Origin of the sequence: Protofrankia sp. Cr1 (genome assembly GCF_963555865.1) — a bacterium.
In the GTDB taxonomy this organism is placed as follows: Bacteria; Actinomycetota; Actinomycetes; order Frankiales; family Frankiaceae; genus Protofrankia.
This window is the reverse complement of the sequence record NZ_CAUVXO010000146.1, coordinates 7,625-8,305: the sequence shown is the minus strand read 5'-3', so window position 1 is coordinate 8,305 and position 681 is coordinate 7,625. Positions and strand designations below refer to the sequence as shown.

The window sequence follows — 681 nt, the reverse complement described above, 5'->3', positions numbered from 1 at the left end:
GCCACGACCAACCCGGCTGCGGCGGCGCCCAGCAACCATTCAGCTGCCCGGACATGGCTGCCCAGTGCCAGCTCGGCGAGGTCGGCACCTGCCGCCGCCCGCAGCGGACCGACCAGACAGGCCACCCCGGCAAGCAGCAGGCACGGCAACGCGGTCAGCCACGCCGTGCGCCTCGCACCGTCGCTTCGGGTGAAGCGCCCACCGGCCCACCGGACAAACCACCATATACAGCCCAGAAATATAGGCCATAGTAGAATAAACTGCTCGATAAGACCCAGTAGCCACAGGATCCCCAACGGGTCAATCTGGCCGGGGCGGTCCGCGTACCAGTCACCGTGCGAGACGATGATTCGATCCCGCAACACGAAGAGGTCAAACCAGTTCCCGACCTGCGCAAGGCCGGCGACAGCCGCCATCGCGAGCCGTCGGGCCTCCTGCGGCGGGCTGAACAGCGCGGCTAGGCCCAGCGTGACGGCCAGGGTGAACAGCGCGAGCGGAACCTGATGCTTGAAGTGGTCGCGGTACCAGACACCCAGCTGCATCCGGCCGTCCGGCCGGGACGACGCGGCGTCCAGCAGTGCCCGGGTCGTCAGGTAACCGCCGACTGCCAGCAGCAGGTCCGCGCCCAGCAGCTCTACCCGGAATCCGCCGGTGCTCGCCAGCATCACGGCGAGCACCGCC

At 68.4% G+C, this 681-nt stretch carries 1 pseudogene; it reads right to left on the bottom strand.

The features are described from left to right. A pseudogene (locus U9980_RS13520) lies at positions 1–681 on the bottom strand (hypothetical protein); the annotation flags it as partial.